Genomic DNA, 14,633 nt, shown 5'->3' with positions numbered 1-14,633 from the left:
TTTGTACTCTATTCTATGAACTCCTTTATCATACTCCGGGTCCATTTCTCCACCACATTTTTCACATGAAAACATGGCTGGAGTTGTGAAAAAGCCACTGTGAAATGATAAGCCAAATCCATTGAGTAACCAACGAAAATAATAAGCGGAGTTTTTCCGGTTAAATACAGAATGGGGCCCGTTTCGGGGGTAAATAAGCGGAGTTTTTCCGCTTATGCAAAAAAAATCCCCTCATTTCCACGTTTTTCGAGTCAATAGGCGGAATTTTTCCGTCTATTTAGGCTATTTTTGATGATAATTCCTAAATAAGCGGAATTTTTCCGTCTATTTATCAGATCGGGTGCTTAACCGGATCTCAAAACCGATAAGAGCGAGGCCAGGTACCGCGACTTCATGCTTCTCGGACAATCAAAAATTTCGCGAATATCTTATTCGTAAAACAAAGCGAAGGCACCACTAGCAAATCCACTAGTTGTGCCTTTTTACGCGCAGAACTTCCGATTGTCCCCTGTAAGAAAAGCGCAAGGCCCCGTAATCGTCGATATAGAGAGACTTAGTCGATTGAAAATCGACTTAGTCCCTCTTAATGCGTACAGAAAGGATAGCTTTCTGTAGCCAAGCACAAGACGAGCCGGCGGGAAGGTTGTTCTTTAACCTTCTCGACGGACCCGCTTGTGACCTCGAGCCGATGGCTTCTTGAGCTGGACAATTCTCAAAGTCAAAATTTATACATTCTTATCTTTTTATAAAGGCCAGGTGAAATAAATTCACCCGGCCTTTCTTCACTCTATATTAGTGATATCCATTTGAGCCATTTGCTGACCCAGAGGTTTTATTTCCTTTACTACCCTTCCCTTTTTGCTTAGTGCTGCCATCTTTTTTTGTATGCTTCGTCATCTTGTGATCCTCCCTTGATGTTGCGGGCTATGCCCTCCATCATAGTTTAGACAGATCCTTCTTTTTCATGAAGGAAAGTATTAGCAGTTTGATTTATTTTTTTCACTATAAAAAGCGTTAATCTCCCCACCAAGAATGATAATAAAGGCAGAAATGTATAACCAAATCATTAATACAATAATCGCACCAATCCCTCCATAGGTAAGCGAATAATTGCTAATATTCCCTACATAAAAGGATAACCCCATTGATGAGAGAATCCAGCCAATTGTTGCGAACGCTGCTCCCGGAAAGGCACTCTTACATTTGAGCTTTACATTTGGAGCAATCCAATAAAGGCCAGTAAAAATAAGGAACAGAATGATCGAACTTACTAGCCAGCTTATCGCATTCCATAGCTTAATAAATTGCGTTGTATAGCCTAATTTTGAAAATAAAAAGATGCCAATTTCCTTGCCGAAAATAGGGAGAATAATGGCAAGAATAAAAACGAAAATCATTCCAAGAGTTAATAAAATAGCCATCGCCCTTGAAACGATAAAGGAACGGCTCTCCTTAACATTGTAAGCTTTATTAAAGGCCCTTACGACCGCATTAATCCCGTTCGAAGCAGACCAAATGGTGCCAATAATCCCGAAAGAGAGCAAGCCTCCATTCCGCTGTGCCATAATCTCTTTCACATTTTTCTCTATTAGTTCCATGGCTTCAACGGGGGCAAAATCTTTAATCATCCCTAGCATGTCCTGATGAGGGATCGGGAAATATGGCAAAAGAGTAAATAGAACAATGAGAAGTGGAAACAGGGAAAGAAGAAAGAAGTAGGCTAATTGTGCGCTTAATCCTGGAAGATCATCCTCTTCAATCCGATGCCAAAGCAATCTTAATAACGAGGAGCGTACATTCTTTACCTTGTCCATCTCCAACCTCCTACTTAACTAATTGTTTTTCTACTACCTCATCTAACAAATCTTCCACTTCATTATCTGAAAACGTGTCTTTTGTTTCTTTGATCAGATCAGCCACCTGTGGCGTTAGCTCCCTTAGTTCGTCAACCTTATCCGTTATGTAGGAAATATCCTCGCTTACTTGTTCAAAGGTATTTTTAATCTTCGCTGCTGTTCCCTTTACTTTATCGGTTACTTCATTAGGGTTGCGTACAATATAGACAACCTTACTAGTAGCCTTTTGAACATTGTCCTTCATTACTTCACGAGTTTGTTTATCCAATAAGCTAATTGCTCCTCCCGCAATGGCGCCTAGAAGTATACCCTTCCAAAATTGATTGTTCCTTGTCATCTTAACCTCTCCTTCGAGAATATTTATTATCATGAATAGTTCCTAAAAGAAAATAATACCAATAAATATATTACCATTTATTTTGCTTTATCAAACATTTCTATGCAAGTCCATAGATTATTTTCCTGCTTTCTATTAGAAACTTACCACAGTATACGTATTGACAAGTAGTTTTTAACATGAAAAGATGGGATTATTAATTCGAAAAGGGTGACAAAATGAATTTATCAGAGAAGTCAATTGAAAATGTTGAATATATGATTGAGCAAATAAAAGAAAAATTGAAGGTTCTAAATTTGGGTGCAATAAAACCTTCTCACTTTGATGAAGAAATGTACGAAGAATTAAAAGAAATATATGAAATGGTCTTACGAAAGAATTCATTTAGTCCGAATGAAATGCAAGCATTAGTTGAAGAACTTGGCAGTCTAAGAAAAAGATAAATAAAAAGACCCGTTATCGCTTCATTCCGCATAACGGGTCTTTACCTTATTTTTGTTCTGTTAGGATAATTGGGCCATCTTTTGTAATCGCTAGTGTATGTTCATACTGTGCTGAATACTTACCATCAATGGTTCTGGCTGTCCATCCGTTGTCATCCATCTTGGTTTGGTAGCGACCGATATTTACCATCGGTTCAATCGTAAATACCATTCCTTCTTTAATTCTCGCCCCTTTGCCTGGCAATCCATAATGAGGAACATCTGGCTTCTCATGAATGACCGCACCAATTCCATGGCCAATAAATTCGCGAACGACAGAAAGGCCTTCACCTTCTACGTACGTTTGAATGGCATGACCAATATCACCAATCCGATTGCCAACAACCGCTTGTTCAATACCCTTATACAAGGCTTCTTTTGTTACGGATAATAAATGATCTGTTTCTTCCGATACATTACCAACCGGATAGGACCATGCTGAATCCGCTAAAGCCCCATTATAATTCACGACCATATCAATCGTAACGATATCTCCTTCTTTTAATGGTTCTTTTCTTGGGAAACCATGGCAAACCTCATCATTAATACTTGCACATGTGGCATATTCATAGCCTTTATACCCTTTTTGTTCAGGTTTTGCTCCATTCTTTTTTAAGAACTCATCGACAAACATTTCAATCTCCCAGGTTGTAATTCCTGGTTTAATTCGTTTTGCAATTTCCTTATGACAAGCTGCTAGTATATCTCCGGCTTTTTTCATCGCTTCTATTTCTCGTTGTGATTTAAGGACGATCATGTAAAAGGGTCCCCTTCCTTTTTGTTTATTTTTATGTAGATGTAAGAATACCGTTCGTCATAGATTCATTTTTATTCCTTAAATGCATCCATTAGACACTCTTGATAACACTCCTTATCTTACCTCTATCATCACTTTTTTTCAAAATAACTGTCTCCTTAAACAATTATTTAGATATTTTCAATGTTCATTATATTGTAATATTAGTTCGTTCTTAATATGGTACTATTCAATACTTTTTGGTAGAATAGACGTAATAAATATAAAATAAATTAGGTGTGTGAGACTAAATGATTGGTGACCGCGTAAAAAAATTCCGCTTAGAAAAGAAAATGTCACTTTCCGAGCTTGCTGAACAAGCAGGAGTTGCTAAATCATATTTAAGTTCACTGGAAAGAAATTTACAAAAAAATCCCTCTATTCAATTTCTCGAAAAAATTGCTGCCGTCTTAAATTTGCCCATCGAACATTTAATTCACGAGCAAATCGATAAGGAAGAATTAGATAGCGATTGGATGAACCTAGTCAAAGAAGCCATGTCATCAGGAGTATCAAAGGACCAATTTCGTGATTTCCTTGAATTTAATAAGTGGCGGATTACACAAAATAATGAGGAATAAACGAAAAGCATTCAACAAAAAATGTCATTTTTTGTTGAATGCTTTTTAATTTTGTATGTACATGTTAGTTTTATTGATTTTCACCAGTTAGAAAATCACGAACATCTTCTATTGTTAGTCCTAGTTCCTTTGCCTCTACTATTAGTGCCATCCAGTCCTGATCGATTACTTCCACATCTCTTTCTGTAATAACCATTACTCTCACCCCTAAAATACATTTCGTATTCCAGGTAGCCCGGCCATCCTAGCAATGTATGCACCTTGCCTTAGATCCTCGGCTTTGCGTCCTTGCTTTTCAGCAAGTTTGCCTTTTTCTGTGTCTGACCTAATTATGAATACCACTGATACGTTTTTTCGTGCTTTCGTTGCAGGTCCATTTACTTAATTTAACTGATAGGTTTATTATATATAGTCCTTTTATAACAGGGTGTTATATTTTGTCACTTTTAAAAATTTTCTAATAACTTTTTATCTCAAAATCCAACAATATTCTACAAAAAAACCACCGATATAAAAAAAGGGAGGAATTTATTTTCCACCCTGACTTCATTCATATTCTAGTTGTTAAACAAGCCGCGATTTTTGCGCCGATTTCAGCGTTGTGTTTGACCAAAGCAATATTTGCCTCGAGGCTCGTTCCTTTCGTTAATTCTTTTACCTTTCCTAATAGGAATGGGGTGACCTCTTTTCCGTTGATGCCCGCTTTCTTGGCCTCACTTAATGCCATGTCCATCACATTATTAATAAAGGCTTCCTCCATCGCAAATTCTTCTGGAATCGGATTCGCAATAACGACTCCTCCCTCTAGACCTAGATTCCATTTTGCCTGTATCAGTGAAGCTACTTCATCTGGCGTATTCAAACGATAGTTTACTGTGAATGGACTCCTCCTCGTATAAAAGGCTGGAAGGACATCTGTTTGATATCCAATCACCGGAACCCCATTCGTTTCTAAATACTCCATTGTTAGTCCTAGATCAAGAATTGATTTGGCCCCCGCACAAACCACGGCCACGTTCGTTTTCGCTAATTCCTGCAAATCCGCGGAAATATCCATGGTCACCACTGCCTCCCGATGAACACCCCCAATTCCTCCCGTTACAAATACTTGAATCCCTGCCATGGCAGCACAAATCATCGTGGCAGCGACCGTTGTGGCTCCATGTTTGTTGGTCGCAAGAAGATATGGAAGGTCGCGCCGACTCGCTTTCATAATTTCTTTGCTTGTTGCTAGGAATTCTAATTCATTATCCGCTAAACCAATTTTAATTTTTCCATTTATAATGGCGATTGTTGCCGGTTCAGCACCATTTTGACGAATTATTTCTTCGACTTCCCTGGCTGTATTCATATTTTCAGGATACGGCATCCCATGCGATATAATCGTTGATTCAAGGGCAACAATCGGTCGTCCTTCCTTCCTTGCCGCTAAAACTCTCTCTGAAAAAGTAATATAGGATGGATTCATCGTTGGCTGACTCCCTTACTGAAGTATTTTTGAAAATTCTCCTGCAATGTTTGTTGATTTAACTCGGGACTTACGGTATCGCTCGTCTGTAGGGTAATCAATGAACAAGTAACGCCAATTTTGCAGGCGTCTTCTGTGCTAAGGCCTTTTAAATAGCCGAATAATATTCCCGCTATTAATGAATCCCCTGCACCTGTGACGTCAACAACCGGCACACAAGGTGGGATGATCGCGCCTGCTTCACCATCTTTTGTAAAATAAATTAATCCTTTCTCTCCCCTTGTAATCACCACTTTTTCTGCGCCCTTGTTCAAAATAACTTCAGCTGCTCGGTAGAAATCTCCTTCTGATGCAATCTCTAGCTTAGCCAGGGCTTCAGCCTCTTTATGATTGGCTATTAACCATGTAACCCCTTCCAAAGACTCGGGTAATTTTGCCGTTTTTGGCGCTGATACCGTTGCAATACAAATCGGGATACCACATATTTTACAGTGATTGATCACTTGGCTAATGACCGTTGCGGGAAAATTCGTATCCAACAAAATCATTTTGGCATTTTCGATATAAGACCGATTTTTCCCAAAAAAACGGTCGTCAACTTCATTGTAAATTTCCATATCTGCCAGAGCGATCGCCATTTCTCCATCTTCATCCAGCACAGCAGTATATGTGCCTGTTGATTTTCCTTTAACCAGTTCTGTTGGAGCTATATCTACAAACTCTTTCGTATTTTTTAGGAGCCACTCACCTTCAGAATCCGCACCCACACAGGCTAATAATGTCGTCTTAAGACCGATTCTCCCTGAATTTTCAGCGATATTTCGTGCTACACCACCTCTTGTTTTTGTACTTATGGCGGGATTTGAGGTTCCGTATTCTAGGTGTTTCAGTGTTTGGATTTTTCGGTCAACGTTGGCACCGCCAATACAGAGGATACTCTTTTCCTCTGGAAGCACAAAAGAACGTCCAACAATTTGCCTTGTTTGAATAAGTAAAGAAATTATTTCACTGACCTCTAAGAGTGGATAGCCAGTCTGTTCAGCGATTTCAATTTCTGTAATAAACGGATTTGCTTTGATCATCTCTAAAATGTTCATTTCCTGTTTTTGCATTGTCAAGGTCAACTCCTCTGGAACCATAGTTAGATGAGTCAGAATTGCGATAACATTCTCTACTTAACTATTACGCTATTAACTCCAAAAATCCTTGTGTAGAAAAATGAAATTAATTGAAAATAGAATGCAAAAAACGTCGATGAAAGGTTTATGTATTAAAGTCTTTTATACATTTATGATAAAAAATTTGTCTATTTTGTGACATATGGCATATAATATAAACAACATATAAATAAACTTAATATTATTAATATTCAAACAAATAGGGAGTGAAGCTGACTCATGACCGTGATTCATGTGTTAAACTTTGCCATTCCAATTGCTTTTATTGTGTTTGCTGGCTTTTTCCTTGACCGAATCTGCAAACCCGATAAACAACAAGAAAAAGCTGGTGATGAGTGAAAGATCCACTTCATCTGCCAGCTTTTTTCTATCTATCCGTAATTTTTTGCCCGTGTTTGGGAAGACTACTTGCGTAGACGAAAGGAGTGTTGACTTTGGCACGTGGAGAACATTTTGAACACAAGAAAAAGAATCATCCAGGCAATTTCCCAGAAGACAGTCTGACGGAAAAGCATGTAAAAGAAGCGATTGGGGATGAAGAACTTATTGTCACCCAAGAAGCATTTAAAAATAGAGTCGAGGATGACGATGAGCGACGAGAAGATACAGGAAGCTGGCTCCCCAATCATATGAAGTAAAAGGCGTGAACCATTCACGCCTTTTTCCTCTTTATTTTTCCAAGGTTAAATCTTTACTAAATTGACTAAATTCTATCGTCTTTAACCATTCAGATGCTTTTTCAATATCCTTTGAGAAAATACGATCTTGCTTAATCGATGGGACCTGTGCACGACCTTTCTCAAAAAACAATCTTGTCTGTGTCGCCATTTTCTCTATTCCCCGGAATTCGACCGCTTGCATTGCACAAATAAACTCAATGGCGAGAACTCTTCTTACGTTTTGAATAATTTGATAGGCATGCCTTGATGCGATGGTACCCATGCTGACATGGTCTTCCTGATTCGCGGAAGAGGGAATTGAATCTACGCTAGCTGGATGGGCAAGTGTTTTATTCTCAGACACAAGTGCTGCAGCAGCATATTGCATAATCATCGCCCCTGATTGTAATCCTGGCTCAGGGCTCAAGAACGGCGGCAGATCATTTAGCTGTGGATTAACTAACCTTTCAATTCGTCGCTCTGAAATATTCGCTAATTCTGCTACAGCTATTTTCATAAAATCCATCGCAAAGGCAATTGGCTGCCCATGGAAATTCCCTCCAGAGATAACTTTTTCACCGTCATCAAAAATTAACGGATTATCAGTGGCTGCGTTCATTTCAATCTCTAATTTTTCTTTCACATAATCAAGCGCTTGCCATGAAGCACCGTGTACCTGTGGAATACAACGGAGCGAGTAAGCATCCTGAACTCTTATTTCACCCTGCTGTGAGGTTAATAAACTATCACTTAAGTAGTGACGGATTCTTGCTGCGGTGTCAATCTGCTGTTGGTAACCTCTGGCCACTTGAACCTCTTCAGCAAAGGCGTCTATGATACCGTTCAGTCCTTCGATTGTCATCGAGGCAATCAATTCACTCTCAAATGCTAATTGCTCGGCTTCCAAATAGCCAACCACCCCCATAGCTGTCATCGCCTGGGTACCATTGATAAGAGCAAGGCCTTCCTTTGCCTCCAAAATGACGGGAACGATTCCTTCTTGTTGTAGTGCCACAATAGATTCGGTCCGTTTTCCTTTGTAAAATACTTCACCTTCGCCAATTAACACTAACGCTAAGTGGGAAAGCGGGGCTAGGTCACCACTGGCACCAAGTGAGCCTTGCTGTGGGATGACTGGAATGATCTCCTTATTGACTAACTCTAACAATTTTTCAATCACAAGGGGCCTTATTCCCGAATATCCCTTTAACAGTGCGTTGGCGCGGAGAAGCACCATTGCTTTTGCCACTACCTCAGGAAAGGGCTCACCCACTCCACAGGCATGGGAGCGAATTAAATTAAGCTGTAGGTCTTGAACATGGTCTTTATCAATTAAGACATCGCTGAATTTCCCAAAACCTGTCGTTATTCCATATACCACTCTAGATTCAGAAACGATTCTTTCCACTGCTTCTCTGCTCTTGAACACAGCTTCCATGCTCTTGCCAGAGGCGGTTACCTTTTCCTTTCGAAATAAAATAGCCTTCATTTGCTCCAATGTTAAACTATTACCCGTTAATGTAATCATATATCCCGCTCCTCTACCAATTTAGTACAATAAAGAAAGAGGCTGGATTCCGAATCTTACTTGATTGGGAGTCCAGCCTCTTTTATAAGAATGTGAGCATTTTGATCTTTATGATTGGGATGCCGCATGGGTATCATTCCATTCTATCGATAATACTATCCTACTTATCATCATTGTATGTGAGGAAAAGCTTTCCTGTCAATTAAATTATCTGAATTTTAGCACGATAATACTTTAGCAGGATAATAAAGAAAAGGGTCGTTGTGGTTTTACAACTTTGTAGTAGGCTTCTTTTAAATCAAAGAGAATTTTACAAATTTGAAGAGGAATTCTACAATATTATGGATTATTCTACAAATATAAAGGGGAAATCTACAAATGACCGTAATAATTCTACAAAAATTGGAATTAACACCCAATAAATAGGTTCTCCATAAAATAGGAACTATTCATAAGAATCATGAATAGCTCCTCTCTGGAAAAATACGTTAATCAAACTTTAGCCCTTTTAATGCTTCCGCTAACGCATTATTCAATGGTTCTTCTTCTTTTTGCTGGTTTTTCAAATACTTCTGTACTGTCCGTTTATCTACCTTACCGCCAGATTCTTTTTTACGGCGTGCCTGGAATACAGAAAGTTTTTCACGATAACCACATTTACATGCAAATACTTGCCCTTCCCCTTCACCACGTAACTCCAATTTTTTATGGCATTGTGGGCAGCGTGCATTCGTGACACGAGCGACATTTTTCCGATGGCCGCATTCGCGATCTTGGCAAACAAGCATTTTACCTTTTTTTCCATTCACCTCAAGCATTGGTTTTCCGCAGTCTGGACAATTTTTCGTAGAAATATTGTCATGTTTATACTTCTTATTACTTGCCTTAATTTCAGCAACGATTTCTTTGGTGTAGTTTTTCATTTCGCTAATAAACACATCTTTTTTCAACTTGCCATGGGCAATTTGATCAAGCTTTTGTTCCCATTCAGCCGTCAAAGTCGGAGATTTAAGCTCTTCAGGAACTAAGTCTAACAATTGCTTACCTTTAGATGTGATGTGAATATCCTTACCGCGCTTTTCAATTAAGAATGAATTGAATAGCTTATCAATAATATCTGCCCGGGTTGCAACTGTCCCGAGTCCACCCGTCGATTTTAACGTTTCTGCCAGCTGCTTATTTTGTGTGTCCATATATTTCGTTGGATTTTCCATTGCCGATAACAATGTTGCTTCATTAAAACGTGCAGGTGGCTTTGTTTGACCAGATGTTTGGGCAATCAGTTTCACGTTTAATGTATCGCCTTTTTCAATTCGAGGTAAAATCTGTTCTTTCAGATCATCACTCTCGTCATCCTCATCCAGCCGATTATTGTAAACCTCTTTCCAGCCAAGCGATAAAATCGTTTTCCCTCTCGCAACGAAGTTCTCCTCACCGATTTTTGCCCGAAGCGTTAATTGCTCGTACTCATAGGCTGGGAATAATACGGATAGGAACCGTTTAACCACCAAATCATAGATTTTTCGTTCTTTATCTGTAAAAGCAGAAAAGTTCACATATCCTTCAGTTGGAATAATCGCATGGTGATCAGACACCTTGCTATCATCTACAAACGATTTCGAAGCCTTGATTGGTTTTTTCAAGATCTTGCTTGTCAATAATCGATACTCGCCAATCCCACATGCTTTTAGACGTTCTGGGATGGTTGGGACAATATCTGCTGAGATAAACCGGGAATCTGTCCTTGGGTACGTTAACACTTTATGCTGTTCATACAACTTTTGCATAATATTTAGCGTTTCTTTCGCCGAATAACCGAATATTTTATTGGCATCTCGCTGTAATTCCGTTAAGTCATACAGGCCTGGCGAGAATGACTTCTTCGGCTTTTTTTCAATTTCCGTTACAATCGCGTTTTTATTACCTAGTTTTTTCACAATCACATCGATTTTTTCTTTATCAAAACTACGACTGTTCCCCTTACCATCTTGCCATGTCAGCTTTAATTTATCGGCTGTTTGCGCCTCAATACCGTAAAAGGTTTGAGCTTTGAAGTTTCTAATCTCTTCATCACGTGCGGCAATCATGGCAACCGTTGGGGTTTGAACACGACCGCAGTTCAATTGAGCATTGAATCGGGTTGTTAGTGCCCGTGTCGCGTTAAGACCGATATACCAGTCCGCTTCTGAACGCGCGACAGCGGAAGCATATAAATTGTCATAGGCTTTACCTGGCTTCAGGTTTGCAAAGCCGTCTTTAATGGCTTTATCGGTAACAGATGAGATCCATAGGCGTTTAATCGGTTTATTGATCTTTACTTTCTCAATAATCCAGCGCGCCACTAATTCTCCCTCTCTCCCTGCATCCGTAGCAACGATGATTCCATTGACATCACTCCGAATCAGTTGACTTTTCACGGCTTGAAACTGTTTTCCAGACTGCTTAATGACCGTCAATTTCAACCGATCTGGCAGCATTGGCAGGTCTTCTAATTTCCATGTTTTATATTTCACATCATAATTTTCTGGATCAGCCAGGGTGACTAGATGGCCTAGTGCCCACGTCACGATATATTTATCGCCTTCAAGAAACCCATTCCCTTTTTTATTACAATTCAGTACTCGTGCAATATCACGTGCCACTGAAGGCTTTTCAGCAATAACAACACTTTTTGACATAATTTAAAACATCCTTTCAAATTTCCGTAAGTTAACTATAGCATACGTTTCGAATGGATTCAGTTATTCCGAAGCCTTTCGTTCATTATCAAGCAATCATGGAGCGGTAGGTCAATCCGAGCGATTCCTTCTTTTTTCTTGAATGCTCTTCCATCCGGATAGTATGATGGAGTGGCATGTAATAGAAAGAAACGAGGATCGATCATGAGGATAAGGGATTGGGATACAAATTTAAAGGTTCGGCTATTTGCAGAAGCAATGTTGAACATTACCTTTTGGATGTTTTATCCATTTATGACCATTTATTTTGCTGAAGCGTTTGGTAAAAATAAAGCTGGTTTTTTATTAGTTTTTTCGCAAATATTTTCTGTTCTTGCTAACCTGATGGGCGGCTATTGTGCGGATCGTTTTGGCAGGAAAAGAATGATGGTTCTTTCTGCGATTGGACAAGGTTTATCGTTTTTAAGCTTTGCCCTCGCCAGTTCGCCTTGGATACAGTCGCCATGGCTAGGATTTATCTCCTTTGCATTAGCTGGAGTGTTCGGATCCTTTTACTGGCCGGCTAGCCAAGCCATGGTAGCAGATTTAGTAGAGGAAAAACATCGAAGCTCTGTATTTGCCATTTTTTATACTTCTATTAATATTGCTGTTGTCATCGGTCCGATCCTTGGCGCTATTTTCTATGTTCATTATCGCTTCCAGCTATTACTTTCCGCTGGTGCCATCGGAATCATGCTAGGCTTTATTCTCGCAAAATTGACACGTGAGACCGTTCCTATGCAGGGGCGTTACTCGCAATCTAGTGATGGGAAATGGTATGACTTTTTAACAAATCAGCTTAAAGATTACGGACTGATTGTAAAGGATCGGGCCTTTCTTTTATTCATTATTGCAGGAATATTAGCCGGTCAAACCTTTATGCAATTGGACCTATTGATTCCCGTTTATATTAAAGATTTTGTGAAAAATCAGCAGCTATTTTCCATTGGTGATTGGAGCGTTGCAATCAAGGGTGAACAGGCTTTTGGGCTTGTTTTAGCTGAAAATGGTTTCTTTGTTGCGTTGTTAACGGTATTTGTTACGAAATGGATGAGCAAATATAATGAACGAAATGTGTTTGTTCTTTCTTCAGTTGTTTATGCGATCTCGATTATCATTTTCAGCCAAACACAATGGATTTGGGGACTAATTATCGCCATGGCTGTGTTTACTTTTGCTGAGTTGATGGGGGCCGGCCTGCAGCAAAGCTTTGTTTCGAAGCTAGCACCAGACCATATCCGTGGACAATATTTCGCTGCAGCCAGTTTACGCTTCACACTCGCCAAAACGATTGCACCCCTGTCAATTCCGCTGACAGTTTGGATTGGCTATGACTGGACCTTTATCATCCTTTGCCTACTCGCCCTTGTCAGCGCTGGATTATACTGGCTAATGTTTTCTGTGTTTGAAAAACAAAAAACTCGTTTACCCGTATAATGGATGCCAAAGCCTTTCAAGGTGAAAAGTTAATAAATTAACGAAATTGTAACAATTTGTTCACATCTACCCCTTTAAGTATTATAATTATAGTGTAAACATTTCCAAAGGGCGGTGGGAATAATGGAATTATCACAATTCATGTCTCCGACTTCAGTATCTGGTATTATTACCTTTTTAGCATTATTTTCAGCAGGAGTTTATTTTAATATAAAAGTATATGGCAGCAAGTTACGGTTAGAGATGAACATCTCTACTTTTTTTTGCTATAAACGCCTATGCAATTTCCTTTTCTACTCAAAAAAAGCTACAATATAGGAAGATTCTGAAAAAGGAGATATACATATGAGTGAATTTCAAACTAATCTTAAAAAATATGCTGAGCTTGCCGTTAAGGTAGGAGTAAATATTCAACCTGGGCAAACCCTTGTCGTGAACGCTACGTTAGATGCCGCTGACTTTGTCCGTCTGGTCGTTAAAAGTGCATACGAAACCGGTGCCCTCAACGTTATTGTCAACTGGAACGACGACACCGTTACCCGCACTAAATACGATCTAGCTCCAAACGAAGCATTCCTTGAATACCCTGTGTGGCGGGCAAAGGAAATGGAAGAGCTGGCCGACCAAAGGGCAGCCTTCATGTCGGTCATTTCTACAAGCCCTGATTTGCTAAGGGGGGTGGATCCTGAACGGATTTCCAACTTCAATAAAGCAGCTGGTAAGGCGTTAGCTCCATACCGCAAGGCAGCGCAAACAGATAAAGTGAGTTGGACCGTTGTCGCAGTCCCATCTGTACCTTGGGCGGCCAAGGTTTTCCCAAATGAGCCAGTAGAAAATCAAGTCAATCTGCTTTGGGATGCTATTTTTAAAGCGGTTCGGATCGATACCGAAAACCCCGTTAATGCGTGGAAAAAGCATGATGAAACTCTTCATGAGAAGGTCGCTTTTTTAAACGGAAAAAGGTATCAAAAGCTTCATTATACTGCGCCAGGAACTGACTTAACAATCGAACTTCCGGAAAAACATCTTTGGGTTGGTGCAGGCAGTACCAATGAAAAAGGAATTGAATTTATGGCCAACATGCCGACGGAGGAAGTCTTTACCGTGCCGTTGAAGACAGGGGTAAATGGTACCGTTGCAAGTACGAAGCCATTAAGCTATGGAGGCAACATCATTGATCGTTTCTCGATTACGTTCGAAAATGGAAAAATTGTAGGTGTGAAGGCGGAGGAAGGCGAAGATATTTTAAAACGTCTTGTCGATACGGATGAAGGCTCCCATTATCTTGGTGAGGTAGCACTCGTTCCTTTTAACTCACCGATTTCACAATCGAATGTCCTTTTCTTCAATACCTTATTTGACGAAAATGCTTCCAACCATTTAGCAATTGGCAGTGCCTACGCCTTCTGTATTGAGGGTGGTAAGAAAATGTCCTCCGAAGAACTAGCCCAAAATGGCCTTAATGAAAGTATTACACATGTAGATTTCATGATTGGTTCAGCTGAGATGGATATCGATGGCATTACGGCTGACGGCAAAGTAGAACCTGTCTTTAGAGCAGGGAATTGGGCATTTTAACCGGTTAGCGACACTA

General features: G+C 39.7%; 13 protein-coding genes and 1 riboswitch. Of the genes, 5 read left to right on the top strand and 8 right to left on the bottom strand.

Annotated features, from left to right (window positions below; genetic code table 11):
• Positions 1 to 977: 977 nt before the first annotated feature.
• The gene (locus TY15_RS02540) at positions 978 to 1,814 is read right to left on the bottom strand and encodes a YihY/virulence factor BrkB family protein (RefSeq protein WP_040206238.1); all 837 of its coding nucleotides are present in this window, start codon (positions 1,812 to 1,814) and stop codon (positions 978 to 980) included.
• Between the two features lie 10 nt (positions 1,815 to 1,824).
• Positions 1,825 to 2,193 carry a YtxH domain-containing protein gene (locus TY15_RS02535; RefSeq protein WP_040206235.1) on the bottom strand — a complete coding sequence of 123 codons (369 nt, stop codon included), beginning with the start codon at positions 2,191 to 2,193 and terminating at the stop codon, positions 1,825 to 1,827.
• A gap of 218 nt (positions 2,194 to 2,411) precedes the next feature.
• On the opposite strand from TY15_RS02535, the gene TY15_RS02530 reads away from it, so the two are divergent.
• Positions 2,412 to 2,636, top strand: a complete 225-nt coding sequence (locus tag TY15_RS02530; protein WP_040206232.1) for a DUF1128 domain-containing protein — start codon at positions 2,412 to 2,414, stop codon at positions 2,634 to 2,636.
• 46 nt (positions 2,637 to 2,682) lie between these two features.
• On the opposite strand, the gene map is transcribed toward TY15_RS02530, so the two are convergent.
• Positions 2,683 to 3,432, bottom strand: a complete 750-nt coding sequence (gene map, locus TY15_RS02525) for a type I methionyl aminopeptidase (RefSeq protein WP_040206230.1) — start codon at positions 3,430 to 3,432, stop codon at positions 2,683 to 2,685.
• A gap of 290 nt (positions 3,433 to 3,722) precedes the next feature.
• Here map and TY15_RS02520 point away from each other — a divergent pair, with 290 nt between their 5' ends.
• Positions 3,723 to 4,052 carry a helix-turn-helix domain-containing protein gene (locus tag TY15_RS02520; RefSeq protein WP_040206228.1) on the top strand — a complete coding sequence of 110 codons (330 nt, stop codon included), beginning with the start codon at positions 3,723 to 3,725 and terminating at the stop codon, positions 4,050 to 4,052.
• Positions 4,053 to 4,122: 70 nt separating this feature from the next.
• Here the strand turns inward: TY15_RS02520 and TY15_RS23425 are convergent, their stop codons facing one another.
• The 3 genes from TY15_RS23425 to TY15_RS02510 all read right to left on the bottom strand — a co-directional run bounded on the left by TY15_RS23425 (position 4,123) and on the right by TY15_RS02510 (position 6,632).
• The gene (locus tag TY15_RS23425; protein WP_074432762.1) at positions 4,123 to 4,248 is read right to left on the bottom strand and encodes an anti-repressor SinI family protein; all 126 of its coding nucleotides are present in this window, start codon (positions 4,246 to 4,248) and stop codon (positions 4,123 to 4,125) included.
• A gap of 30 nt (positions 4,249 to 4,278) precedes the next feature.
• Positions 4,279 to 4,371: riboswitch (cyclic di-GMP riboswitch) on the bottom strand.
• A gap of 231 nt (positions 4,372 to 4,602) precedes the next feature.
• Entirely contained in the window at positions 4,603 to 5,520 is a 918-nt protein-coding gene (locus TY15_RS02515) for a pseudouridine-5'-phosphate glycosidase (protein ID WP_040206227.1), read from the bottom strand.
• A complete protein-coding gene (locus tag TY15_RS02510) occupies positions 5,517 to 6,632 on the bottom strand; it encodes a carbohydrate kinase family protein (protein WP_040206226.1) in 1,116 nt (371 codons plus the stop codon). Before TY15_RS02510 ends, TY15_RS02515 begins: the two co-directional genes overlap by 4 nt.
• Before the next feature lie 500 nt (positions 6,633 to 7,132).
• On the opposite strand from TY15_RS02510, the gene TY15_RS02505 reads away from it, so the two are divergent.
• Positions 7,133 to 7,336, top strand: a complete 204-nt coding sequence (locus tag TY15_RS02505; RefSeq protein WP_040206224.1) for a hypothetical protein — start codon at positions 7,133 to 7,135, stop codon at positions 7,334 to 7,336.
• 31 nt (positions 7,337 to 7,367) lie between these two features.
• Here the strand turns inward: TY15_RS02505 and hutH are convergent, their stop codons facing one another.
• The gene (hutH, locus tag TY15_RS02500) at positions 7,368 to 8,885 is read right to left on the bottom strand and encodes a histidine ammonia-lyase (RefSeq protein ID WP_040206222.1); all 1,518 of its coding nucleotides are present in this window, start codon (positions 8,883 to 8,885) and stop codon (positions 7,368 to 7,370) included.
• Between the two features lie 488 nt (positions 8,886 to 9,373).
• Positions 9,374 to 11,563, bottom strand: a complete 2,190-nt coding sequence (locus TY15_RS02495) for a DNA topoisomerase III (protein WP_040206221.1) — start codon at positions 11,561 to 11,563, stop codon at positions 9,374 to 9,376.
• Positions 11,564 to 11,767: 204 nt separating this feature from the next.
• Between TY15_RS02495 and TY15_RS02490 the strand changes: the two genes are divergently transcribed.
• Together TY15_RS02490 and TY15_RS02485 are read left to right on the top strand one after the other, a co-directional pair.
• Positions 11,768 to 13,039 carry an MDR family MFS transporter gene (locus tag TY15_RS02490; RefSeq protein ID WP_040206220.1) on the top strand — a complete coding sequence of 424 codons (1,272 nt, stop codon included), beginning with the start codon at positions 11,768 to 11,770 and terminating at the stop codon, positions 13,037 to 13,039.
• Between the two features lie 345 nt (positions 13,040 to 13,384).
• Positions 13,385 to 14,617, top strand: coding sequence for an aminopeptidase (locus TY15_RS02485; protein ID WP_040206218.1), 1,233 nt, complete (start codon positions 13,385 to 13,387; stop codon positions 14,615 to 14,617).
• Positions 14,618 to 14,633: the final 16 nt, after the last annotated feature.

This window comes from Neobacillus jeddahensis (assembly GCF_000612625.1).
Classification (GTDB): Bacteria; Bacillota; Bacilli; order Bacillales; family Cytobacillaceae; genus Neobacillus; species Neobacillus jeddahensis.
Note: the sequence above shows the minus strand (reverse complement) of the source record. Positions and strands in the feature narration are given on the sequence as shown.